Below are 23,710 nucleotides of genomic sequence, written 5' to 3'. Positions count from 1 at the left end.
GGTGAGGACAGTGACCGAACTCAAGCCCCAGGCCACCGGAAAGACGACAGCCGGCATTCGGCAGGCGGTTGGCGAATTCGCCGGCGACATCGGTGCCCTCAACTTGAAGGAAGCATTTTTCGGCTACGTCGCCAAGGTGCGTCGCGGCGATCCAGGCGCCCTCCCGGCCCTCCTCGGTGTGATCGTCCTGCTCGTCGTCTTCTCCACGACCAGTCCGCGGTTCTTCACCGTCGGCAATCTCGCCAACCTGCCCAGCCAAGCGGGCGGTTACATCCTCCTCGCGATGGGGTTGGTCTTCGTCCTGCTCCTTGGCGAAATCGACCTGTCCGCCGGCACGGCGAGCGGGGTCTGCGCAGCCGCAATGGCGCTCGGACTCAACCACAACGGAAACCTCTACAACGTCCTCAAAGGGGGGACGTTCGGCGTCTATCTCGCGGCAATGGTCTTCGCCCTGGGCATCGCCGTCTGGCAACGGCTCTGGCCGGCGGCGATCGCCGTCGGCGCAGGCACCATCATCCTGGCCGGCGGCTTTGCCAGCAATCAACCCACCGCGCTTCTCCTCGCGGTCTGCACGGGGACCGCGATTGGCGTCGTCACCGGGTTTCTCGTGGCCAAGGTCGGTATTCCGTCGTTCGTCGTCACCCTTGCGCTCTTCCTCGCCTGGCAAGGAGTCGTGCTGAAATTCATTGGCAACGGCGGATCCCTTCCGACCCGGCAGTTCACCGCTGTCAATGCCTTGGCAAATAAGAACATTCCGCCGGCGTGGAGCTGGCTTATGTTCGTCGTCTTTGTTGGCGGCTACGGGCTCGTCACGACTCTCCGGTCAATCCGGCGCCGACGCGCCGCTCTCTCGGCGGACCCGCTGAGCCTCGTCTTTCTCCGCGTTCTCGCGCTCATCGTCGGCGGTGGCCTCGCGGTGTACTTCCTCAACCAGCAGAGGTCGCCCAACCCCAAGCTCACCTCGGTCAAGGGCACACCGTGGGTCGTGCTGGTCATTCTGCTGTTGCTGGTGGCACTGACCCTACTGCTGACCAAGACCGCGTACGGCCGGCACCTCTATGCGGTCGGCGGAAACGCCGAGGCCGCGCGTCGCGCCGGTATCGACGTCGCCCGGATGCGGCTCTCCGCATTCGCGATCTGCTCGACGCTGGCCGGCTGCGCCGGTGTCGCGTTCGCATCAAAGATCGGCGGCGTGCCGGCTGACGCAGGAAGCGGAAACACCCTGCTGTACGCCGTGGGCGCAGCTGTCATCGGTGGGACGTCGCTCTTCGGCGGCCGGGGCCGGGTCCGTGATGCGGTCCTTGGTGGCTTAGTCATTGCGCTCATCCCGAACGGGCTTGGTCTCCATCCGCAGCTTGGGGCGGCGTACGAATTCGTCATCACCGGGCTCTTCCTCCTCCTCGCTGCCGCTGTCGACGCCTTGGCGCGGCGACGACAGGCCGTCTAACGCAGACATCGAAGACAGGGAGCGCTGTCGGTGCCGGGCGTCGCCACCCAAGACGTCATCCGACAGCGCAACTTGTCTGTGCTGCTTCGCCGCTTGCACGTTGACGGCGCATTGTCCCGAGCCGATCTGACTGCCGCCATGGGGCTCAACCGCTCCACCATCAAGGCACTCGTCGAAGAGCTTGCGGCGATGAACCTGGTGACGGAGACAATTCCGGGGACCGCGCAGCGCGCCGGCCGGCCGTCGCATGTGGTTGCCGTCCGATGTGACACGGCGTACGTGCTGGCCGCGAATGTCGGCGTCGATACCGTGACGGTTGCCGCCTTTGGTTTAGGCGGGCACATCTTGGCACGCCGCGACTACCCCCTTGGTGGGCCGGGCGCAAGCGCCGATGCGGTGATTGCGCGGCTCGCCGCGGAATGTGCGGCAATTCGCTCGGCGTTGGAGCGCTCGCCGGATCGGCGGTTGGTCGGCATCGGGGTTGCGATTCCCGGCATGGTTCACGCCGAGGACGGGCGGGTGGAATTCGCGCCCAACCTCATGTGGCGGAACGTCCCGTTCGCCGCTCCGCTCTCCGCGGCGTTGGACGTCGACGTCCCGATTCGCATCGGCAACGACGGCGACCTTGGCGCGCTCGCCGAACAGGTGCGCGGCGCCGGCCGTGGCGTCGCCCATCTTGTCTACATCGCCGGTGAAGTAGGTATTGGCGGCGGCATCATCGTTGACGGCCGGCTCGTTCTCGGCCGGCACGGCTTCGCTGGGGAAATCGGGCATGTCATGGTGCATCCAGACGGACGTCCGTGCCGATGCGGTGGCCGCGGCTGTCTTGAGACCGAGGTCGGTGAGGAGGCGATCCTGACCGCGTGCGGCCGGGATCCGCGGGCGGGCCGCCAGGCAACCCACGAGGTCTTCGAAGCCGCCCGGCGTGGAGATCGCCGTGCGCAGGACGGCCTGCGGCACATCGCGGTCTGGCTCGGCCGGGGGCTGGGCAGCATCATCAATGTCTTCGACCCGGAAGTGGTCATTATCGGAGGCCCGCTGTCGTCCCTGCTGCCGCTTGCTGAACCGGTCATCCGCGAAGAACTCGCGGCCTCAACGCTGCCCCATCGTCGCAGTGTGCAAATCCGCCCGCCCGGTCTCGGTGAGGACTCCAGCCTCTTCGGGGCAGCGGAACTCGCCTTCGAACGGTTGTTGGAAGACCCGTCGATGATGGGCGAAGGGGCGGCCCGCGTTCGGTTGGCGGCAGAGGATTCGGCTACGGCCGATGCGGTCGTCGAGGATTTGGCTACGGCAGATACGGCGCCAACGCGACCGCGACAAAGAGCAGTGTCAGGTAGCTGATGGACATGTGGAAGAGCCGCATCGGCCGAGGGTCACGCCCCAGCCTGACCCGCTGGACGATGCGGTGGGCCTCGGCAAGGAACCACCCACCGAGGAGGGCGGCAATGGCGACGTACACCCATCCCACGTGCGCGACGGGAGCAAGCGCCAGCGAAGCCGCCACCATTCCGTAGGAGTACCAGAGAATCTGCCGGGCGACGACCAGCGGCTCGGCGACGACGGGAAGCATCGGGACGTGCGCGGCGGCGTAATCCTCCCGGAAACGCATGGCCAACGCCCAGAAATGCGGCGGTGTCCACGCAAAGATGACCGCAAAGAGCACGACCGCCGGCCAGCCCACCCGGCCGGTCACCGCGGACCACCCGATGAGCACGGGAAAGCATCCGGCGGCGCCGCCAATAACGATGTTCGACGGAGTCCGGCGTTTCAAGCCGATGGTGTACACGCCGACGTAAAAAACGATGGCCGCATCGGCCAGGATCGCCGACAGCCAATTCACCAGAAATCCCATCAGCAGGGTGGCGACGACTCCCAACGCCACGCCAAAAGCCAGCGCTTCAGCGGGCCGGATCACGGATCGCACCAACGGACGCCGGGCGGTCCGGCGCATCACCTGATCGATATCGCGGTCGATGAAGCAGTTCAGCGTGTTGGCGCTTCCCGCGGCGAGCGCCCCCGCCAACACGGTGACCACCACCAGCCGGGAGGACGGCCATCCCCGGGCGGCGAGCATCATGGTCGGCACGGTCGTCACAAGCAGGAGCTCGATAATCCGCGGCTTAGTGAGCGCAATCAGTCCTTTGACGATGTCGACGGCACCGCGCCGCCCGGCAGGCAGCGGTGTTGAGGAAGGCGCGAGCGCGGTCACGATGCCATTCCACCATGTCCCGTTCGCACCAGCGCGACCCGCCCAGCGGCAGCTGCCTGGGTGCGTGCAGCGGATCGGCTGATGCGCGCGTTGCACCGGCCGACAGGGCCGTGACGCATGACGGCGATCGGCGGTTCGGCGCGGTGGCAGAGTGTGATCACGCTACTTGGGTAGGGTGAGAGCGAGGATCACCTGCGCTTGGGATGTCCGGGCAAGACGGCGGAGGCTGTTGTGACTGAGCATGACACGGTGGAGTGGACCGAGCTGGACGCGCGCGCTGTCGACATCATCCGCGCCCTGGCGATGGACGCGGTGGAGGCCGCGGGCTCCGGTCATCCCGGAACGGCGATGGGCCTCGCCCCGGCGGCGTACCTGTTGTTTCAGCGCCTGCTCCGGCACGACCCGACCGATCCGCGCTGGCTCGGCAGGGACCGTTTCGTGCTGTCCTGCGGACATTCGAGCCTCACGCTGTATATCCAGCTGTACCTGTCCGGCTATGGGCTCACCCTCGACGATTTGCGGAGCTACCGCCAGTGGGGCAGCCTTACCCCGGGCCACCCCGAGTACGGCCACACCCCAGGCGTGGAGACCACCACCGGCCCGTTAGGCCAAGGTTTCGGCAATGCCGTCGGTATGGCGATGGCGGCGCGTCGTGAACGAGGGCTTTTCGACCCTGATGCCGCGCCGGGTTCCAGTGTCTTCGACCACACGATCTGGGTTTTCGCCTCCGACGGGGACATCGAGGAGGGCGTTCAGGCTGAGGCCGCGGCGATCGCCGGGCATCAGCAGCTCGGCAATCTCGTCGTGCTGTATGACGACAATCGCATCTCCATCGAAGGCGACACCCGCGTCGCCCACTCCGAGGACGTGGGGAAACGGTACGAGGCCTACGGCTGGCACGTGCAGCACGTCGCCGATGTCAACGACGTCCAGGCCCTGTACCGGGCGCTGGTGACGGCACGAGACACGACCGACCGGCCGAGTCTGGTCATCGTGCGCTCCATCATCGCCTGGCCGGCGCCGAACCTGCAGAACACCGGGAAGGCGCACGGTTCGGCGCTCGGCGCCGAGGAGGTCGCCGCGACCAAGCGGGTGCTCGGTCTTGACCCGGAGAAGACGTTCTACGTTCCGGACGACGTGCTGAGCCACGCGCGGCAAGTGGTCGACCGGGGCCGGCTCGCGCACAAGGAATGGCAGGAGCGCTTCGAGGCGTGGCGGGCGGCGCACCCGCAGCGGGCCGCTGAGCTCGATCGCATGCTGGCCCGGCGGCTTCCCGAGGGCTGGGACGCCGACATTCCGCACTTTGCGCCGGACAAACCCATGTCCACGCGCAAGGCGTCCGGCGTCGTCATCAATGCGCTGGCGAAGAAATTGCCGGAATTGTGGGGCGGTTCGGCGGACCTCGCTGAGTCGAACAACACGACGATCGAGGGTGAGCGGGATTTCCTGCCGGCCGCGCACGGCGGGGATCCCTACGGCCGAGTGCTGCATTTCGGCATCCGGGAACACGCAATGGGTGCCATTCTCAACGGCATCACGTTGCACGGCCCGACACGTGTCTTCGGCGGCACCTTCCTTGTTTTCAGCGATTACATGCGGCCGCCGGTCCGGCTTGCCGCCATGATGAAACTCCCGGTGATTTACGTCTGGACCCACGACTCCATCGGACTCGGTGAGGACGGCCCGACGCACCAACCCGTCGAACACCTCGCGGCGCTGCGGGCCATCCCCGGGCTGGACGTCGTCCGCCCGGCGGACGCAAATGAAACGGCCGTCGCCTGGCGGACGATCATGCAACAGACCGACCGCCCGGCCGCCCTCTGCCTGACCCGGCAGAACGTACCGGTCATCGACCGCACGCAGTACGCGTCGGCGGACGGGACGGCGAAAGGAGCGTATGTTCTCGCGGAGGCGGGCTCCGGGGCGCCGCAGGTCATCCTCATCGCCACCGGAAGTGAGGTGCATCTCGCCCTTGCCGCCCGGGAACGGCTCGAAGCGGACGGCGTCCCCACCCGGGTGGTCTCCATGCCGTGCCGGGAGTGGTTCGAGGCGCAGCCGGAGTCGTACCGTCGCACCGTCCTGCCGGACGACGTGCGCGCACGGGTCTCCATCGAAGCGGCGGTGGCTCTCGGCTGGCGGGACTACGTCGGTGATTTCGGTGAATGCGTCAGCCTCGAGCACTTCGGCGCGAGCGCGTCGTACCAGGTGTTGTTTGAGCAGTTCGGCTTCACGCCGGAGCGGGTAGTGGCCGCGGCGCATGCCAGCATGGCGCGCGTCCGTGCCGCCGGCCTGCCGGTGCTGGGATCCTGACGGCGGCCGCTGTCCCGGCCGTCGGCCAAGACGAAGAGGAGGCCCATCCGATGACTGACCCACTCGCCGAACTCTCCGCTGCGGGTGTCTCGATTTGGATCGATGACATCAGCCGGGACCGATTGCAGACCGGGAATCTCGCCGCACTCATCCGCGACCGGCACGTGGTCGGCGTCACGACGAACCCGACCATCTTCGGCAAGGCCATCGAAGGCAGCGCCCGGTACCAGGATCAACTGCGCGACCTCGCGGTCCGCGGTGTTGACGTGAACGAAGCGCTGCGGGCCTTGACGGCGTACGACGTGCGCTGGGCGTGCGACGTGACGCGGCCGGTATTTGACGCTACCGATGGTGTCGACGGCCGGGTCTCGATCGAGGTGGACCCCCGGCTGGCCCATGACACGGAGGCGACCATCGCCGAGGCACGGGCGCTATGGTGGCTCGTCGACCGGCCGAATCTCTTCATCAAAATTCCGGCCACCGTAGAGGGTTTGCCGGCGATCGCCCAATGCCTGGCCGAAGGCATCAGCGTCAACGTGACCCTCATCTTCTCGGTGAAGCGCTACGAACAGGTCATCGACGCGTTCTTCGACGGCGTCGAGCGGGCCATCGAGGCCGGACATGACCTCTCGCGACTCGCGTCGGTTGCCTCCTTTTTTGTCTCCCGCGTTGACACGGAGGTCGACAAGCGACTGGAGAAAATCGGCGGCGAGGCGTTGCAGTGGAAGGCTAAGGCCGCTGTCGCCAATGCACGGCTCGCATACCGGACCTACGAGGAGAAATTCGCCACGCCGCGGTGGCAGGCGCTCGCGGCGAAAGGCGCCCGCCCGCAACGGCCGCTCTGGGCATCGACCTCGACGAAGGATCCGTCGCTGCCGGACACGCTGTACGTGACCGAGTTGGTCGCGCCGGGAACGGTGAACACCATGCCGGAATCGACCCTGCAGGCTGTCTACGACCACGGGGTCATCCGCGGCGACACGATCCGCGGGTATTACGCCGATGCGCAGGCAACCCTCGATGCGTTGGCGACACTTGGCATTGACTACGACGACGTCACGGACACGCTCGAGCGTGAGGGCGTTGAGAAATTCGAGGCGTCCTGGACGGAGCTCGCGGCGGCGGTGACGCGTTCGCTGGAGCGGGCACGGCGGGAGCGAGGTCGATGAGCGTGCACACGCACTCGGTTGAGGCCGGCGGTGTCATCGTCACCGTCGCCGGTGAGCAGCTTCTCGAAACGGCTCGGGAAGCGGCTGCGGAACTCGCCGGTGTCCCCGCGCGGCTTGCGGCAAAGGACGCCACGTTGTGGGGACCGGAGGCCGAGGCAGAGGCTCGGATCCGGCTCGGCTGGATCGACTTGCCGCGAAGCTCACGGGAATTTCTCCCCGAGCTCCGCGCGTTCGCGGCAAGCGTCCGGTCCGCCGGTCTGACGCACGTCGTCCTCGCCGGAATGGGCGGCTCGTCGCTCGCCCCGGAAGTTATTGCTGCGACGGCCGGCGTCGGGCTCACCGTCCTGGACACCACCGACCCCGGCCAGATCCGCAACGCGCTGGCCGATCGGTTGGAGCACACCGTGCTCGTCGTCTCCAGCAAGAGCGGCACGACCATCGAAACCGACAGTCACCGTCGGGTCTACGAAGCGGCTTTCCGGAATGCGGGAATTGACCCGGCCGAACGCATTGTCGTCGTCACCGATCCCGGTTCCCCGTTGGAGAAAATCGCCCGCGAGTCCGATTACCGGGTGTTTCTCGCCGATCCGAACGTCGGCGGGCGGTACAGCGCCCTGTCCGCTTTCGGGTTGGTGCCTACCGCCCTCGCCGGGGTGGATGTCGCCGGCCTGCTCGACGACGCCGCCGCTTTCGCCGAGACTGTGGCAGCGGACGACGGTCCCGGGGCGCTCCTCGGTGCGCTCCTCGGCGGTGCCGGCCGACGCGGCCGGGACAAAATCTTCTTCGCGGATTTCGGATCCCGGCAGCCGGGTTTTGCGGATTGGGCGGAGCAACTCCTCGCCGAATCCACCGGGAAACGAGGCACGGGTCTGCTACCGGTCGTTGTCGAATCGGTCGATGCGGCGGACTACCTCGACCTCCCCGATCGCGTGCTCGTCACGCTCGGAAATCCGCTGAATCTCGAAGGCGTCACCGTCTCAGGCACCCTCGGCGGTTCCTTCCTTGCCTGGGAATTCGGCACCGCCCTCGCCGGCCGTCTGCTCGGCATCAACCCGTTCGACCAGCCGAATGTGGCGGAATCCAAGGAGAACACCGCGCGGATTCTCGACGAAGCGGGTTCCGGTCCGCTCACCGAACGGCCGCCAGTCTTCGTCGAGGACGCTGTTGCGGTGTACGCCGACGATCCCGAGCTCCTGGCGGGCGCGGCGACGATTCGGGACGTGCTCGCCGTACTGCTCGGTGCGATACCGGAGCACGGATATCTGGCTGTCATGGCGTACCTGGACCGCCATGAGGATGCAGCCGCCGCGCTGTTGCGCAAGAGCCTGGCCCTGCACACCGGCCGCCCGGTGACCTTCGGATGGGGGCCCCGGTTCCTGCACTCGACCGGGCAGTACCACAAGGGCGGCCCGCAGGTCGGCGTTTTCCTCCAGCTCACCGGCGCGCATGAGGCCGATCTGGAAATTCCCGGCCGGCCGTTCACCTTCGGCCGGTTGCAGCTTGCCCAGGCGCTGGGCGATTTGCGGGCACTGCGCCAACGCGGCCGCCCGGCGATCCGGCTCCATCTGCGGGACCGGACGGCCGGCATCGAACAGGTCCTTGACGCCGCCAACGAGCTGGCCTAGTGACGGATCCGAGGATGTCGACGGTTGCCAATCCGCTCCGCGACCCTGCGGACCGCCGGTTGCCGCGGGTGGCCGGGCCGTGCGGACTGGTCATTTTCGGCGTGACAGGCGATCTTTCGCGCAAGAAGCTCATGCCGGCGATTTATGATCTGGCGAATCGGGGACTGCTGCCTCCCGGATTCGCCCTGGTGGGATTCGCCCGGCGGGATTGGGCGAATGAGGATTTTGCGCAAGTGGTCCACGACGCGGTCAAGCAGTATGCGCGTACGCCGTTCCGCGAAGAGGTGTGGGCCCAGCTCGCGGAGGGATTCCGGTTCGTCCCCGGGGAATTTGGCGACGATCAGGCGTTCGACACGCTGGCCCGCACCATCCGTGACCTGGACCGGGTCCGCGGCACGGGCGGCAATCACGCCTTCTACCTGTCGATACCGCCGAAATTCTTTCCGCAGGTCATCTCGCAACTGCGTCGTTCGGGCCTGTCGGCCAGCGAAGGACACGCGTGGCGGCGCATCGTCGTCGAGAAACCATTTGGCCACGACCTGCAGAGCGCCCGCGAATTGAACGCCATCATCAGCGAGGTGTTCCCACCGGAGGCAGTGTTCCGCATCGACCACTACCTCGGGAAGGAAACCGTTCAGAACATCCTCGCCCTCCGGTTCGCCAACACGCTCTTCGAGCCGATTTGGAACCGGTCGTACGTCGATCACGTACAGATCACGATGGCGGAGGATATCGGCATCGGCGGGCGGGCCGGCTATTACGACGGTATCGGCGCAGCCCGTGACGTCATCCAGAATCATCTGCTTCAGCTCCTTGCCTTGACGGCAATGGAAGAGCCGGTGAGTTTTGATGCCGACGCGCTCTGCCAAGAGAAGACGAAAGTGCTCTCCGCCGTGCGGCTGCCCCGCGATTTGGCGCTGTACACGCCACGCGGGCAGTACGCCGCCGGTTGGCAGGGCGGGGAACGGGTTCGCGGTTACCTCGAAGAGGACGGCATTCCGAAGAATTCGCACACCGAGACGTTCGCTGCGATAAAACTGGAGGTCGACACCCGGCGCTGGGCCGGTGTGCCGTTCTACTTGCGCACCGGCAAACGGCTCGCCCGGCGTGTCACCGAAGTGGCCCTCGTCTTCCAACGCGCGCCGCACTTGCCGTTCAGCAAGACCGCCACCGAGGAGCTGGGTCAGAACGCGCTCGTCATCCGGATCCAGCCGGACGAGGGCGTGACGCTGCGCTTCGGCTCAAAAGTTCCCGGCACCGCGATGGAAGTGCGCGACGTCAACATGGATTTCGCGTACGGCGAGTCGTTCACCGAGTCGAGCCCCGAGGCGTACGAGCGGCTGCTGCTCGACGTCCTGCTCGGCGACCCGCCGCTCTTCCCCAGCCACGAGGAGGTCGAACTGGCCTGGAAAATCCTCGATCCCATCGAGGAGTTCTGGGCGGCGCAGGGACCACCCGAGCCCTATCCCGCCGGCGGGTGGGGACCGGCGTGCGCCCACGAGATGCTGGCCCGGGACGGCCGGAGTTGGCGGCGGCCATGAACCGGGATCTCACCGACACCCGGGCGGCCGAGGTGCTCGCCGCGCTCGGCGAGGCGCGCCGACGGGCCGGTATCGCCGCGCTCGGCATGGTCCTCACTCTGGTCATTGACGTCGACGAAGCCGGCCACTACGACGCCGTACGCGCGGCCGTTGCCGCCTCGCGGGAACATCCGTCCCGGATCGTCGCGGTCATCCGGCGCACCGGCGACCGCAGCACCCCACGGATGGACGCCGAATTGCGGGTGGGTGAGGACTACTCGCTGGCCGAAGTCGCCGTGCTCCGGCTGTACGGACCGCTTCGCCAGCACGCCGCGTCGGTCGTCCTGCCCCTGCTTCTTTCGGACGCTCCGGTGCTGGTCTGGTGGCCCGGGGGCGGCCCGGTCGACCCGGCCCATGACGAGCTCGGTGCGTTGGCCCAGCGACGGGTCACCGACAGCGCCGCGAACCGGGATCCACTCGCCACCCTCCGGGAGCGGGCGGCGCATCACACCCCGGGTGACACGGATTTCGCCTGGACCCGCGTCACCCCGTGGCGCACGCTGCTTGCCGCCGCACTCGACCAACCTTTCGATCCGCTCACCGGAGGTGTCGTCGCGGCGGCGCGTCGGAATCCCAGCGCAGAACTGCTCGCCACCTGGCTGGAGTGGCGGCTCGGTATCGAGGTTGAACGCCGGGTCAGCAAAGGCCCGGGCATCACCGAGGTGCGGCTCTGCACCCGCAGCGGTGACATTGCGATTACCCGGCCGGACGGCCGGCTTGCCCGTCTCAGCCGACCAGGCCAACCGGACCGCACCGTGCCGCTCCCCCGCCGGCCGACCCCGGAGTTGCTTGCCGAAGAAATGCGCCGTCTCGACCCCGACGATACCTACAGCGAGGTGCTGCGCCGGCTGAGCATGTCGGCCGATCCGGCGACCGAGGCGGCCGAGGCCACCACCGGATGACCCGCCAGATCATCATCCATCCGGACGCCGGGACTCTCGCCGCTGCAGTCGCGGCCCGCCTGATCACCCGGCTCATTGACATGCTTGCGGCGCAGGCCGAAGCTCACCTTGCGCTCACCGGCGGCCGGATCGGCACCGCTGTTCTCGCGCAGGTTGCCGACTCTCCGGCGTGCCGCGCGCTCGATTGGTCCCGGGTGAACGTTTGGTGGAGTGATGAACGCTTCGTTCCGGCTGGACATCCCGACCGGAACGACGCCGCGGCGCACGCTGCACTCCTCGGCAAGGTGCCGGCCGATCCTCGACGGCTGCACCCGATGCCGGCAGCGGACGGTCCGCAGTCTGACCCGCACGAAGCGGCCCGGCGGTACGCCGCGGAACTGGCGGCCGCCGCCGGACCGCACCGCTCGGTGCCGGCGTTCGATGTGCTTCTGCTCGGCGTCGGTGAGGACGGGCACGTCGCCTCGCTCTTCCCTGGCTCGCCGCTGCTCGCCGCGACCGATCCGGTCGTCGCGGTGCGGGATGCGCCGAAACCACCCCCAACCCGGCTCTCGCTCTCGTTACCCGCCCTCAACGAGGCGCGCGAGATCTGGCTGGTCGTCGCCGGGCCGGAGAAGGCAGCTGCCGTGCGGCAGGCGGTTGGCGGCGGCGGTCTTCCCGCGGGACAGGTCGCCGGCCGGGAGCGGACCCTCTGGTTGATCGACGAAGCGGCTGCGACGGGATTGGCAAGCCGTTCTCCCGGGTGGACAAGCCCTACGTCATGAGGAACAGCAGCGCGATTATCGACCCGATCCAGAGCAGCACAGTGACGAGGGTGATGCGGTCCAGGTTCCGCTCGACGACCGAGGAACCGGCGAACGTGGACGTGAACCCGCCGCCAAAAAGATCGGAGAGGCCGCCGCCCTTGCCGCGGTGCAACAAGATGAGCACGACCAGCAAGAGGCTGGTCAGCGAAGCGACGATCTGCAATGCTCCGATCACGTACGCTCCCCTATCCGCGGATCACGAGGCGTGGCAGCCACGGCGGTCATAGTACCTGCACCACCCGAGCGTAATGGCAGGCGACCGGATGACCCTGACCGCGATCAATCAACTCGGGGACCTCCTCGATGCACCGCCGGCGCTGCTCATCGGTCAAGGCTTCGGCAAATAACGGGCAGCGGGTACGGAACCGGCAACCGCTCGGCGGGTTGACGGAACTTGGCACGTCACCGGTGATGACGATCCGCTTCCGTGCCCGTTCCTTGCGCGGATCGGGAATCGGTATCGCCGAGATCAGGGCCTGAGTGTACGGGTGCGCGGGCGCGGCGAACAGCTCGTCAGTGTTCGCAATCTCCACGATCCTGCCGAGATACATGACGGCGATGCGATGCGAAATATGCCGCACGACGGCCAGATCGTGGGCCACGAACAGGTATGCCAAACCGAACTGCTCCTGCAGCTCTTGCAGCAGATTCAGCACACCCGCCTGGATCGAGACATCCAGAGCGGAGACGGGCTCGTCGAGGACGAGCACCTTCGGCCGAAGGGCCAGAGCACGAGCGATGCCGATCCGCTGCCGCTGACCGCCGGAGAATTCGTGCGGATAGCGGTTGCCGTGCTCCGGGTTGAGCCCGACGGTCTGGAGCAGTTCAGCGACACGGCGCCGTCCGGTCCGCCCGTTGTAGCGGCCGTGGATGCGCAGGGGCTCCGCCACGATCTCACTGACCGGCATGCGCGGATCGAGTGAGGCGTAGGGATCCTGGAAGATGATTTGAATTTCGCGTCGCAGGCTGCGCATCTGGCGGGCGGAGAGTGTGGTGATGTCCTGTCCCTGGAAGACGATCTGCCCGGCGGTCGCCGGTTGCAGCCGGAGAACGACCCGGCTGGTCGTCGTCTTCCCGCACCCTGACTCGCCGACCAGACCCAAGGTTTCCCCTGGATAGAGGTCGAAAGACACTCCGCAGACCGCGTGCACCTGACCGACGACGCGGCGGACCAACCCGCGCCCTCGCACCGGGAAATGCTTGACGAGGTCGCGGACCGCGAGAATGGGCTCGCGGCCCACCGGCGCCGGTGGGGAACCCAAGGTTTCCGTCATGGTCACGAGGACACCTCCGGTCCCGGCTCCCCCTCTGCCGGGAGCACATCGTCTCGGGCGGTCGGGCGGAACAGATCACCCGGGGAGACACCCACCAGCTGGTCGCTGAAATGACATGCCGCCAAGTGGTCCGGACGATCCGTTGGGCGAAGCTCAGGCTCCTCGACCAGACACATGGGTTGCCGGATCGGACAGCGTGGCGCGAACGGGCAGCCCGGTGGCAGGTTGATCAGTGACGGTGGGGAACCCTGGATGGGCGTCAGCCGGCGCCGTCCGGTGCTGTCCAGCCGCGGCAGGCTGCCGAGCAGGCCGAGAGTGTACGGCATCCGGGGTCGATAGAACACGTCGTCGGCCGTGCCGACTTCGACCGCCCGGCCGGCGTACATGACGAGGACCCGATCCGCCTGGCCGGCGACCACCCCCAGGTCATGGGTGATGAGGATCATTGCAGCGCCGGTGCGCTCCCGGGCCGCCCGCAAGCTCTCCAGCACCTGCGCTTGCACCGTGACGTCAAGCGCGGTCGTCGGTTCGTCCGCGATGATGACGTCGGGATCGTTGGCGATGGCCATGGCGATGACGGCCCGCTGCCGCATGCCGCCGGAGAATTCGTGCGGATAATTGTGAACCCGCTCTTCGGCATGCGGAATTCCGACCACCCGCAGCAGTTCGACCGCCTGGCGGAGTGCGGCGGGCTTGCTGATATCGCGATGGGCGCGGATGGCCTCGACGATCTGCCAACCGACGGTGTACACCGGATTCAGGCTGGTCATCGGATCCTGGAAAATCATCGCGATGTGCTCGCCGCGGTAGCGGGACAAACCATTCTCCGTCAGGCCCAGCAGGTCTTCGTCCCGGAACCGGACGGTGCCCCGTACTTGGGCGTTTTTCGGCAGCAGACCCATCACCGCGAGTGACGCGACCGATTTTCCCGAACCGGATTCACCGACGATGCCCAGCACTTCCCGAGGGGCGAGGGTGTACGACATGCCGCGGACCGCCCGGACGATGCCGTCGTCCGTCGGAAAGTCCACGTGCAAGTCCGCCACCGTGAGCAGGCCGTTCGACCCGGTTGCGGCCGTCGGGGTGAAGGAGCCGTTCACCAACTCGCCGGTCATGCCCGCACCCGCCGCTGCGTGGGGTCGAACGCATCCCGCAACCCGTCACCAATGAAGTTGATGGTGAGGGCGATCAGGATGATGAAGACGCCGGGAAAATAGAACAGCCACGGGCGTGTTTCGATTGCCGTCTGATTCTGGCTGACCAAGAGACCGAGGGACGTGTCCGGGGCCTGCACGCCAAAACCGACGAACGACAGGGCGGTCTCGGTGAGGATCGCCGCAGCGACCAGAATCGTGACGGTCACAATGACCGGACCCATCACGTTGGGGATGACGTGCCGCAGAATGATCCGTCCATTGCTGGCGCCGAGGGCACGGGCCGCTTCGATGTACTCCTTTTCGCGGATCGACAGGGCGACCCCACGGACAACGCGCGACACGTACGGCCAGGTGAGGGCGCTGATGACCAGCGCGATCCACAGCCAGCCGTTTGCCTTCGGACCTAGCTGGTCGCCCAGAATCGCGGCGACGGCGAGCAGCGGGAAGGTGAGGAAGAGGTCGACGAGGCGCATCATGGCCGCGTCCAGCAGACCGCGGAAGAACCCTGCGATCGCTCCGTACACGGTGCCGAACGCGGTGGACGCAACCGCGACGAAGAGCGCAATTTCCAGCGACCGTTGAGTGCCGCGAAGAACTTGCGCGAAGGTGTCGTGACTCGCCGCGTCCGTGCCGAAGGGGTGCTTGAGACTCGGCGGCGCGCTGTAGTCGTTGGTGAATTGCTGGTAGCTGTAGTGCCAGAGTGCACCGCCCACGAAGGCGAACAAAATGATGGCCACGAACACGCCAAGGCTCACGACGGCGAGCCGATGCTGAAAGAACCGGCGCAAGACCAGCTGCCATTGTGACCGTGCGCGGACGGTGAACTCGTACTCGCCGGGCTCGGTCGCCGGTCCCCGGTCCAGCGGCGCCCCCTGGATCTGCGCACTCGGCGCGGAGAGTTTCAGCGGTTCCTCGGGCCGGCTACTCATAGCGGATCCTGGGATCGAGCACGGCGTACAGCAAATCCGCAATCAGGTTAAAGACAATGACAATGATTGCGGCGACGAGCAGCCAGGCGAGGACGGCGTACACGTCCAAAGCCTTGATAGCGCTGAACAGGAAGTCGCCCATGCCACGCCACTGGAAGACCGTCTCGGTGACGATGGTCTGGCTGAGCAGCCCGGCGATATCGAGTGCCGTCACCGTGACGAACGGGATGAGCGCGGTACGCAGGGCGTGGCGCACCAAGACCCGGGAACGACGCAGGCCTTTGGCGCGCGCGAGGCGGATGTAGTCGCTGGAGAGCACCTCAAGCATCGATCCCCGGTTGAACCGGCTCCACGCCGCGTAGGTGCCCAATGCGAGCGCAATCGTCGGCAGGATGAGGTGCTCGAGTGCGTCGACGAAGTGATTCCCAAAGCCGGGACCGACGGTCGGCGAGCTCTCCCCCAGTGTCTGAATGCGGGTGCCGACATGCACGTTCAGCCAGATCGCGGCTTCTTTGAGCAGCAAGGCGAACCAGAAGATGGGCAGCGAGAGAAAAAGGAATCCGGTAAAGGTGAGGAAGTAATCGGTGACGGTGTACTGGCGCACCGCGCTGACGACGCCGACAATCACCGCGATAATCATCGCAATGATGATGGCCGCAATGACCAGCCGCAACGAGACGACGATCCGCCGGGCGAGTTCGTGACCGATGTTCAGCGCACCGCCACCCTGAACGGACGGCCCGAAATCGCCGTGCAGCAGCCCGGTGATCCAGTGCCAGTACCGGAGCAGAATCGGTTGGTCAAGCCGAAGCATGTGCCGGTAATTGGCGATGACCTGAGGGGTCGGCGGGGGCTGCTTCGTCCGTAACTGCGCGAGCGGATCGCCGGAGAACGTGACGAGCAGGAAGACCACGAAGGTCGAAACAATAAGGAGTGGAATAGCGACGAGAATTCGCCGCACCGTGTAGGCCAGCATCACGAGCCTCGCTACCGTCGCCACACCGAGTGGATGGCCGCCCGGTTGGCGGCCATCCACTCGCAGCGTCTCATGTCAGGACGTCAGGCCGCCGAGGGCTTCAAACCCCATTCCTGCACGTTGTACGGCGGTCCGACGCTGGTCGCGTTGTCTCGGATGTTGCCCCACGTGTTGTAGTAGGCCAGCAGCGTCGGCTTCTGGTAGAGCGGCAACGTGTATGCGTCCTGGGAGATGAGCTGGTCGGCCTCGTTGAGATCCTTGATGACCTGGTCCGGATTCAGGTTGGACGTCGCATCTTGGAGCAGTTGGTCGGCCTGCGAGTTCACCCAGTGACCGTAGTTGCCGCCCCAGTCGCCGCCTCGCGCCTTGTTGCTCTCATACAACGGGGCGTTACCTGACGCCGGGAACGGTGTCGCCACCCACGCGAAGACGACGACGTCGAAGTGGTGCTGCGCGTCCGCGTTGGTGAGTGTCTTGCCCAGACTGTCGGTGCTCTGGACGTTGACGGTCACACCCAGTTGCTTCGCCGCCTGGGCGAAGAGCTGGCACTCCGTCTGCCGGATCTGGTTGCCGACCGTGTATTGCATCGTGAGAGCCGGGAAGGGCGTGCCGTCCGGCTGGATGAGCTTACCGTTCTCAATCTTGTAACCGGCCTTGGTCAGGATGTCCTTCGCCTTGGCGATGTCCCCAGTGCCAAGACCGTACTTGGTGACGTTGTCCTGGTAGCCCTTCTGGCCTGGCACGAACATCCGGTTGTTCAGCACCGTGACGTCAGGGTCGAACTGCTTCACCGTGGCGTCCAGGATTTGCTGGCGGTTCACCGCCGTGAACAGCGCCTGACGCACCGGCAGGGTGAGCGCCTTGTTCTCCAGGTTGAAGTCGAAGTGTTCGAATATGAGGCCGAGATCCTCCTGGTAGACGACGTTCTTCATCCCGTTCAGCGTCTTGATGAGGTCAACCTCAGGCTGGGGATACATCGCGTCAATCTCGTGGTTCTGCAACGCCGGCGGTTCCTGGGTCGCATCCGTAATCATTCGGAACACGAGCTTGTCCAGGTACGGGCCTTTCTTGCCGTACCACTTCGGATTCGGCACCAACGTGACGCTCTGGTCCTTCTGGTAGGAGCTGATGACATACGGACCACCGGAAATCTTCGGTGGATTGTCGGCGAAGCCGTGGTTCCAGCTGTCCGCGAGCGTCTGCTCGTCGGTCGGTTTCGGCGTCGCCGCATGCGCCGGGAGCAGCGGGCCGAACAGCGACTTCCAGTCAGAGAACGGCTGCTTGAACGTCACGGTCACCGTCTGGTTGTTCGGGCCGGAGCCCTCGATCGACTGGATTGAGGTGTATCCGACGGACGACGCGACGTCGCAGTCCTTACAGTTGGCGCTGGCTTGCCAGACGTACTTGAAGTCATCGGCGTTGATCGGCACCCCGTCGGACCAGACAGCCTTCGGGTTGATCTTGTAGACGATCGTTTCCGGGTTCTGGTTGGTGACCTCGGCGCTAAGCAGCAGGTCGTCATTCATTTTGACGGAGAGGTCAGGCTGCGCAATGAAAGTCGACGGGTAGATGGCATCCATCACCTCGGCCGTCTCGAAGGTGTTCCCCGCCGACGTCAGGATGTTCCAGTTGTCGATCGTCTTCTCCAGGGCGTATGTGAACGTACCGCCCTTCTTCGGATTGGCGACCGAGTTGATGGTGTTGGGATCTCCTTTGATCCGGCCCTGAGAGGCGCTGCCGCCGCCCCCTTTGCTGCCGCACGCTGTCGCCGCCAACGCCAGGACGGCGAATCCGGCAGCCACCCGGAATCCACTGCGTGTGCCGAGCATCTCACTCCTTCTTCCGGCCGCCTTGTGAGCGGCCCGCCAGTAGTTCCGACAGTCCACCAAGCCGCGCCTGGCGGCTCAGCGTGGTGCATCCGATCGCTGCGACTGTAGCTCCAGCGACCGGTGAGCTCGGGTTTCTCGGCGAATCTACCGCGTTTCGTGACCCGATAGTTACGGATGGCGACCTCGTTGTACGAGATGTCGCCGAAGTGACGCTACTTCGTGTCGTATCGCACGATCCGTGCGAACTCCTCGGCGTCCAGGCTTGCGCCGCCCACGAGTGCGCCATCGACATCCGGCTCCTCCATGATCCCGCCGGCATTATCACTCTTGACCGACCCGCCGTACAAGATCCGGGCTGATCGCGCCGCGGCGTCACCGAAGCTCTCGGCCAGCCGGGCGCGGATCGCCGCGCACACCTCCTGGGCGTCCTTCGGCGTGGCGACCTCACCGGTGCCGATGGCCCAGACCGGTTCGTAGGCGATGACGAGCGAGGCGACCTGCTCAGCGGAGAGTCCGGCGAGATCGGCGTCCAGCTGACCGAGGGTGAACTCGACGTGCCTGCCGCTCCGGCGCACGTCAAGCGGTTCACCAACGCAGAGGATCGGGGTCATCTCAGCCCCGATCACCGCCCGCACCTTCGCGTTGATCAGCTCGTCGTTCTCGTGGTGATAGTGACGCCGCTCGGAATGTCCGACGATCACGTAGCTGCAGCCGAGCTTGGCCAGCATTCCGGCTGAGATGTCCCCGGTGTACGCCCCGGAGGGATACGGCGAGACGTCCTGAGCGCCGTAACGGATCGGGAGCTTGTCGCCGTCCACCAATGTCTGGACGCTGCGGATCGCCGTGAACGGCGGGAGGACGGCGACCTCGACCCGCTCGTAGTCGGCCTCGGAGAGGATGAAGGCCAACTTCTGGACGTGCGCGATCGCTTCCAAATGGGTGTAGTGCATTTTCCAGTTGCCGGCCATCAGCGGTTTGCGGGCCGGCGATCCCGACCGGCTCACGGCGTGTCGGCCTCCAACGCCTGAAGGCCCGGCAGTTCCTTGCCTTGTGTCGGCCTCCAACGCCTGAAGGCCCGGCAGTTCCTTGCCTTCCAGGTACTCCAGGCTTGCGCCGCCCCCGGTCGAGACGTGACGGAATGCGGACTCAGGGAATCCGAGTTTGCGTACCGCCGCTGCCGAGTCCCCTCCGCCAATGACGGTGAGACCGTCGAGACGGGCGATCGCCTCGGCCACCGCCCGGGTGCCGGCCGCGAAGGCGTCGAATTCGAAGACGCCCATCGGACCGTTCCAGAACACGGTCCGGGCGTCGGCCAGCTTGGCGGCGAAGAGCTCGCGGGTTTGCGGTCCGATGTCCAGCCCCTCGCGGTCGGCCGGGATCGCGGTCGCGGGCACGACGACGTGGTCGGCGTCCGGCGCGTAATGGGACGCCGCGACGATGTCGACCGGAAGGACGAGGTCCACGCCGCGCTTCTCCGCCTCGGCAAGGAAGCCGCGGACGGCGTCCACCTGATCCGCCTCGAGGATCGAACGGCCGACTTCATGCCCTTGCGCGGCGAGGAAGGTGTACGCCATTCCGCCGCCGATGAGAAGCCGGTCGACCTTCTCCAGCAGGTTGGCAATGACACCGAGCTTGTCGGAGACCTTCGCCCCGCCGAGGACGACGACGTACGGACGGTCGGGGTTCTCGGTGAGGCGGCGCAGCACGCTCACCTCGGCGAGAACGAGGCGTCCAGCGGCATGCGGCAGGCGGAGCGGCAGGTCATACACGCTGGCGTGCTTGCGGTGCACGGCGCCGAAGCCGTCGCCGACGTACAGCGCCCCCTCCTCGCCGGCGAGGGCGATGAGCCGCTCGGCAAACGCCGCGCGCTCGGCGTCGTCCTTGCTGGTCTCCGCCGCCTCGAAGCGGAGGTTCTCCAGCAGGGCGGCCTGCCCGGGGCGTAACTGCGCGACGAGCGCGCGCGCCGCTTCGCCGGCAACCCCGCCGTCGGTGGTATCAGGGAAAGCGACCGGTTCGCCAAGCAGCTCCGCGAGCCGTGCCGCAACCGGCCGGAGGGAGAGCTCCGGGCGGACCTCACCCTTGGGCCGGCCGAGGTGGGCCAGCAGCACAACCCGTGCACCACGGCCGAGCAGGTCACGGATCGTGGGCAGGCTCGCTTGAATGCGCTTGTCGTCGGTGATCCGTGGGCCCTGATCGGTTGCTTCCAGCGGCACGTTGAGGTCGACCCGGACGAAGACCGTCCTGCCGGCGACCTCCAGGTCGTCGACACTGCGCATGATGGCCGTCCTACAACCGGGAAGCGACGAGAGCGGTCAGGTCGGCAAGCCGGTTGGAATACCCCCACTCGTTGTCGTACCAGCCGATCACCTTCACCTGCCGGCCGTTGACCATGGTGAGCGAGGAGTCAAAGATGCAGGACGCCGGGTTGTTGACGATGTCCGACGACACGATCGGGTCCTCGGTGTAAACGAGATAGCCCTTGAGCTGCCCCTCGGCCGCCGCCTTGTACGCCGCGTTGACCTCTTCCTTCGTCACCTCGCGCTCGAGTTCGCAGACCAGGTCGGTCACCGAGCCGTCAGGTACGGGCACCCGCAGTGCAAAACCGTCGAGCTTCCCCTTCAGCTCGGGCAAGACGAGCGCCACCGCCTTGGCGGCGCCGGTCGTCGTGGGAATGATGTTCTGCGCCGCGGCACGCGCCCGGCGGAGGTCCTTGTGCGGGAAGTCAAGGATCACCTGATCGTTCGTGTAGGCGTGAACCGTCGTCATGAAGCCCCTCACGATGCCGAACGCCTCGTGCAGGACCTTGGCCAGCGGCGCCACGCAGTTCGTCGTGCACGACGCGTTGCTGATCACATGGTGCTTCGCCGGATCGTAGGTGTCTTCGTTGACGCCGAGGACGAACGTCGCGTCCTCCCCCTTGGCCGGCGCGGAAATGATGACCTTCTTGGCGCCCGCCGCCAGGTGCGCCCGGGCTTTCTCGGCGTCGGTGAAGCGTCCCGTCGACTCAACCACGATCTGAACACCCAGCTCGCCCCACGGCAGCTGCGCTGGATCTTTCTCCGAGAGCACGCGGATTTCCTTGCCGTCGACGACAATGACACCGTCGCCGGCACGAACCTCGCCCGGGAATGGGCCGAGGACCGTGTCGTACTTCAACAGATGCGCCAGCGTTTTGGTGTCGGTGAGGTCGTTGACGGCTACCACATCGAGATTGCTGCCCTGGTGCGCGGCAACCGCTCGGAAAAAGTTACGGCCGATGCGCCCAAACCCGTTGATGCCCACACGAATCGCCATGGTGCACTCTCTCCACAGAAGTTGTCGTAAACCACGCGTGCCGCGCCCCCGAGCCCGGCTTTCCGCGGGCGGCAGCCGAGGGCGGATCGGCAAGGCCACCCTATATCGGATGCGTCCGCCCGGATGCGCCCGCCCTGTCGGTTGGTGACCCCCAGCCCGCGAGCAGGCCGGCGGCCGTGCCGCCGGGCGCGCCCGCACCGCGGCGGCGTAGCCATCGGCCGCTTCACGGTAATTCGCCGACCAGGGCGGCCTCCGTACCGGGAATCCCGAGCTCGTCCGCGCGCCGGTCAGCCATTGCGATCAGGCGTCGAATCCGTCCCGCGATCGCATCCTTCGTCAGCGGCGGATCGGCAAGGGCGCCGAGCTCCTCCAGCGACACCTGAGGATGAACCATGCGCAAGGTGCCGGCGGCCGCAAGGTGCTCGGGCACGCTGTCACCGAGAATCTCCAGGGCGCGCTTGACTTTCGCGGCCGCGGTCACCGCAGCCCGCGCCGACCGGCGTACGTTCGCGTCGTCAAAATTCGCCAGCCGGTTTGCGGTAGCCCGCACCTCGCGGCGCACCCGGTACTCCTCCCAGGCAAGGACGCTGTCATGCGCCCCCAGGCGGGTAAGCAGCACACCAATGGCGTCGCCGTCACGCACGACCACCCGTTCGACGCCGCGCACTTCCCGTGACTTCGCCTGGACGCCCAACCGGCGTGCGGCTCCGACGAGCGCGAGCGCCGATTCCGGCCCCGGACAGCTGACCTCCAACGTGCAGCCGCGGCCGGGTTCGGTCAACGAACCGTGCGCGAGAAACGCGCCGCGCCACGCCGCTGCCGCGTCGCACACGCCGCCGGAGACGATCTGTGACGGCAGACCCCGAACCGGGCGGCCCCGGCCGTCCAGCAGGCCGGTCTGCTTGGCGAGCGTCTCGCCGTCCCGGCTGACCCGGACGACGTACCGGTTGCCGCGATGAAGGCCACCGGGAGCGATCACCGCGAGTTCCGCGTGTTGACCATACAGTTCGGCCAGGGCGGTGCGGAGCCGGCGGGCCGCGGCCCCGGTGTCCAATTCCGCCTCAACGACAATCCGGCCGCCGACCAGGTGCAGACCCCCGGCGAACCGCAAGGTGGCGGCCACTTCCGCCTTGCGGCAACACGTTTTCGTGACGGGTAGCCGCGCCAGTTCGTCTTTGACCTTGGCTGTCAGTGCCATCGCGAACCTGTCCTTCCACCGATCGACTGTTCGCCGCCGCGCCGCGCCGTGTCGGGCTCTTCGGTGAGATCGGCGAATATCCGCCAATACGCGGTGGCGAGCCGGCCCGGATCGTGCCGAGGCGTGCCGTCGTCCCTGGCGACCGGCGCCACCACCAACCGGGCACCCAGGGCGCCGACCACGCTCTGGAGCGCTTCGGCATCCCCCACCGTGCTCGGATCCGCGAGTACGACGTCGGCGTGGAACTGAGGTGCGTGCGCGATCAACGCTTCCAGATGATTCTCCGGAGAGAAGTCCGCCGTCTCGCCGGGCTGGGGGGCCAGATTGAGGGCGACGAGCCGCCGGGCCCGCGTCGTATTGATGGCGTCGGCCAGGTCGGGAACGAGGAGGTGCGGCAGGACACTGGAGAACCACGAGCCCGGCCCAAGCACCACCCAGTCGGCGTCACGAATCGCCGCCACGGCTTCCGGGCAGGCTGGCGGGTCCTCCGGCACCAGCGACACGCTGACGACCCGGCCCCGTGCGGTGGCGACGGCGACCTGGCCGCGGACCGTACGCAGCGCCGTCGGATCGGCCGGATCCAGTCCGGCGACTTCGGCCTGGATGTCCAACGGGATCGTGGACATCGGCAACACCCTGCCGCGGGCCTGCAGCAGCCGGCCCATGAGGTCAAGAGCGGCAATCTGGTCGCCCAGCAGTTCGGTGATGCCGACGATCAGCAGGTTCCCCAAGGCATGGTCGCGGAGCGGCCCGTCACCGCGGAACCGATGCTGAATGACATCGGCCCAGGTTCGGCCCCACTCGTCGTCGGCGCAGAGCGCGGCGAGAGCTTTGCGAAGGTCGCCGGGGGGCAGGACGCCGAATTCCTGGCGCAGCCGGCCGCTCGATCCGCCGTCATCTGCGACGGTAACGACCGCGGTCAGCCGATCCGTGACCCGCCGCAGCGCGGAGAGGGAAGCGGCCAGGCCGTGACCGCCGCCCAACGCAACGACCCTCGGTGGCATGGTC

Annotated in this window: 19 protein-coding genes; 8 read left to right on the top strand and 11 right to left on the bottom strand. The window is 66.8% G+C overall.

What is annotated here, in order from left to right; genetic code table 11:
* Positions 1 to 10: 10 nt before the first annotated feature.
* Together ACEL_RS05810 and ACEL_RS05805 are read left to right on the top strand one after the other, a co-directional pair.
* Positions 11 to 1,447 carry a sugar ABC transporter permease gene (locus tag ACEL_RS05810; protein ID WP_011719965.1) on the top strand — a complete coding sequence of 479 codons (1,437 nt, stop codon included), beginning with the start codon at positions 11 to 13 and terminating at the stop codon, positions 1,445 to 1,447.
* 30 nt (positions 1,448 to 1,477) lie between these two features.
* The gene (locus ACEL_RS05805; protein ID WP_011719964.1) at positions 1,478 to 2,788 is read left to right on the top strand and encodes an ROK family protein; all 1,311 of its coding nucleotides are present in this window, start codon (positions 1,478 to 1,480) and stop codon (positions 2,786 to 2,788) included.
* On the opposite strand, the gene ACEL_RS05800 is transcribed toward ACEL_RS05805, so the two are convergent.
* The gene (locus ACEL_RS05800) at positions 2,733 to 3,656 is read right to left on the bottom strand and encodes a heme o synthase (protein WP_011719963.1); all 924 of its coding nucleotides are present in this window, start codon (positions 3,654 to 3,656) and stop codon (positions 2,733 to 2,735) included. The genes ACEL_RS05805 and ACEL_RS05800 overlap by 56 nt on opposite strands.
* 231 nt (positions 3,657 to 3,887) lie before the next feature.
* Here ACEL_RS05800 and tkt point away from each other — a divergent pair, with 231 nt between their 5' ends.
* The 6 genes from tkt to pgl are packed head-to-tail and all read left to right on the top strand — an operon-like array spanning position 3,888 to position 12,003.
* Positions 3,888 to 5,966 carry a transketolase gene (tkt, locus tag ACEL_RS05795; protein WP_011719962.1) on the top strand — a complete coding sequence of 693 codons (2,079 nt, stop codon included), beginning with the start codon at positions 3,888 to 3,890 and terminating at the stop codon, positions 5,964 to 5,966.
* A 50-nt stretch (positions 5,967 to 6,016) separates the two neighbouring features.
* A complete protein-coding gene (gene tal / locus ACEL_RS05790; RefSeq protein ID WP_011719961.1) occupies positions 6,017 to 7,135 on the top strand; it encodes a transaldolase in 1,119 nt (372 codons plus the stop codon).
* On the top strand, positions 7,132 to 8,760 hold the full coding sequence (locus tag ACEL_RS05785; protein WP_011719960.1) for a glucose-6-phosphate isomerase: 1,629 nt from the start codon (positions 7,132 to 7,134) through the stop codon (positions 8,758 to 8,760). The genes tal and ACEL_RS05785 overlap by 4 nt, the downstream gene beginning before the upstream one ends.
* Positions 8,761 to 8,774: 14 nt before the next feature.
* Positions 8,775 to 10,301, top strand: a complete 1,527-nt coding sequence (gene zwf / locus ACEL_RS05780; protein WP_011719959.1) for a glucose-6-phosphate dehydrogenase — start codon at positions 8,775 to 8,777, stop codon at positions 10,299 to 10,301.
* Positions 10,298 to 11,242: a glucose-6-phosphate dehydrogenase assembly protein OpcA gene (locus ACEL_RS05775; RefSeq protein WP_011719958.1), complete on the top strand. Its 945-nt coding sequence runs from the start codon at positions 10,298 to 10,300 to the stop codon at positions 11,240 to 11,242. Before zwf ends, ACEL_RS05775 begins: the two co-directional genes overlap by 4 nt.
* Positions 11,239 to 12,003, top strand: coding sequence for a 6-phosphogluconolactonase (gene pgl, locus ACEL_RS05770; RefSeq protein ID WP_011719957.1), 765 nt, complete (start codon positions 11,239 to 11,241; stop codon positions 12,001 to 12,003). The genes ACEL_RS05775 and pgl overlap by 4 nt, the downstream gene beginning before the upstream one ends.
* Here pgl and secG read toward each other — a convergent pair.
* From secG to ACEL_RS05720, 10 genes are all read right to left on the bottom strand, one after another.
* Entirely contained in the window at positions 11,993 to 12,220 is a 228-nt protein-coding gene (gene secG / locus ACEL_RS05765; RefSeq protein ID WP_011719956.1) for a preprotein translocase subunit SecG, read from the bottom strand. The two genes, pgl and secG, sit on opposite strands and share 11 nt — an antisense overlap.
* Positions 12,221 to 12,266: 46 nt before the next feature.
* Positions 12,267 to 13,319, bottom strand: coding sequence for an ABC transporter ATP-binding protein (locus ACEL_RS05760; RefSeq protein ID WP_011719955.1), 1,053 nt, complete (start codon positions 13,317 to 13,319; stop codon positions 12,267 to 12,269).
* Between the two features lie 2 nt (positions 13,320 to 13,321).
* Entirely contained in the window at positions 13,322 to 14,434 is a 1,113-nt protein-coding gene (locus ACEL_RS05755; protein ID WP_011719954.1) for an ABC transporter ATP-binding protein, read from the bottom strand.
* On the bottom strand, positions 14,431 to 15,405 hold the full coding sequence (locus tag ACEL_RS05750) for an ABC transporter permease (RefSeq protein WP_011719953.1): 975 nt from the start codon (positions 15,403 to 15,405) through the stop codon (positions 14,431 to 14,433). Before ACEL_RS05750 ends, ACEL_RS05755 begins: the two co-directional genes overlap by 4 nt.
* Positions 15,398 to 16,381, bottom strand: a complete 984-nt coding sequence (locus tag ACEL_RS05745; protein ID WP_011719952.1) for an ABC transporter permease — start codon at positions 16,379 to 16,381, stop codon at positions 15,398 to 15,400. Before ACEL_RS05745 ends, ACEL_RS05750 begins: the two co-directional genes overlap by 8 nt.
* 83 nt (positions 16,382 to 16,464) lie before the next feature.
* The gene (locus ACEL_RS05740) at positions 16,465 to 18,156 is read right to left on the bottom strand and encodes an ABC transporter family substrate-binding protein (protein WP_238378010.1); all 1,692 of its coding nucleotides are present in this window, start codon (positions 18,154 to 18,156) and stop codon (positions 16,465 to 16,467) included.
* Between the two features lie 266 nt (positions 18,157 to 18,422).
* Positions 18,423 to 20,486 (bottom strand): triose-phosphate isomerase, encoded by a 2,064-nt coding sequence (gene tpiA / locus ACEL_RS11915; protein WP_011719950.1) that lies wholly within the window; start codon positions 20,484 to 20,486, stop codon positions 18,423 to 18,425.
* A 10-nt stretch (positions 20,487 to 20,496) separates the two neighbouring features.
* Positions 20,497 to 21,504: a type I glyceraldehyde-3-phosphate dehydrogenase gene (gene gap, locus ACEL_RS05730; RefSeq protein WP_011719949.1), complete on the bottom strand. Its 1,008-nt coding sequence runs from the start codon at positions 21,502 to 21,504 to the stop codon at positions 20,497 to 20,499.
* Positions 21,505 to 21,727: 223 nt separating this feature from the next.
* The gene (whiA, locus tag ACEL_RS05725; RefSeq protein WP_011719948.1) at positions 21,728 to 22,702 is read right to left on the bottom strand and encodes a DNA-binding protein WhiA; all 975 of its coding nucleotides are present in this window, start codon (positions 22,700 to 22,702) and stop codon (positions 21,728 to 21,730) included.
* A complete protein-coding gene (locus ACEL_RS05720) occupies positions 22,693 to 23,706 on the bottom strand; it encodes a gluconeogenesis factor YvcK family protein (protein ID WP_011719947.1) in 1,014 nt (337 codons plus the stop codon). The genes whiA and ACEL_RS05720 overlap by 10 nt, the downstream gene beginning before the upstream one ends.
* Between the last annotated feature and the right edge of the window lie 4 nt (positions 23,707 to 23,710).

This window comes from Acidothermus cellulolyticus 11B (genome assembly GCF_000015025.1).
GTDB lineage: Bacteria > Actinomycetota > Actinomycetes > Acidothermales > Acidothermaceae > Acidothermus > Acidothermus cellulolyticus.
Note: the sequence above shows the minus strand (reverse complement) of the source record. Positions and strands in the feature narration are given on the sequence as shown.